The organism is Oleiphilus sp. HI0080, from assembly GCF_001635135.1.
Genome location: NZ_LWFU01000982.1, coordinates 1 through 780, shown reverse-complemented (window position 1 = coordinate 780; position 780 = coordinate 1). Strand labels below are relative to the sequence as shown.

Sequence of the window (780 nt, the reverse complement as noted above, 5' to 3'; positions counted from 1 at the left end):
CTCCTGTCGTTGCCTTGGCCTTGCTCGCGTTTTTTCATGAGTCGGAGGTGGCAGCAATACCAGATCAGGCGACTTCTTTTGAAACAGTAGAAAACACCCAAGAAAACTCAAAGGCAAGCCAAAAGCCGCTTCTCAAAAGACCAACAGCAGCCCTAGCAATGCCAAAGACAGCTTCGACTCAAGAAGAGGAGCAACCACACTCAAGCCCGCTGTCACCCATTGAACAAATCCGCGCAATCAAGAACAAGACAGCGCTCCATGAAGCCGTTTTGAAAGATCACGAGACGTTCACTCGTTATCCAAGTGACAATGTTCGTTTTGATCGCTTAGAACGCGATCCAGTCTCAATGGTCTATGAAACGCACGAGCGAACGACTGAAAGCAATGATGGGACAGCATCAATAACCGCATGGTCCGATAAGAAGTATCTACTTCAAGGCGAGTCAGTTCAGCTCTCTGCTCGTGTAGACGATGGCGCAAACCGCGGCATACAAAATAAAATGATGAGCGCGCTATACCTCAACGAGTCGCTATCACTTGGAACGTTCGAGCTAGTAGACAATGACAACGATGGAACCTATTCGCTAACACTTGCCTCCGAACAAACGCAGAACTGGCAACCAGGCATCTACAAAGCCCTGATAGCGAGCGATCATAAGGCGCTTTCTGAAGCGGTTAGCTTTGTCATCTCCCCACCGATCATTGAGTTAACAGGCGAATATCGCGAGCACATCACAACAAAGGGCGATCTACTATTTGAAATAGAAGTCAACGTCGCCG

The 780-nt window shown here is 48.5% G+C and carries 1 protein-coding gene; it reads left to right on the top strand.

Annotation, left to right across the window (positions count from 1 at the left end; all coding sequences use genetic code 11):
- Window positions 1-780: hypothetical protein (locus A3751_RS23155; protein WP_197466506.1), on the top strand; the 780-nt coding region annotated here is incomplete at both ends.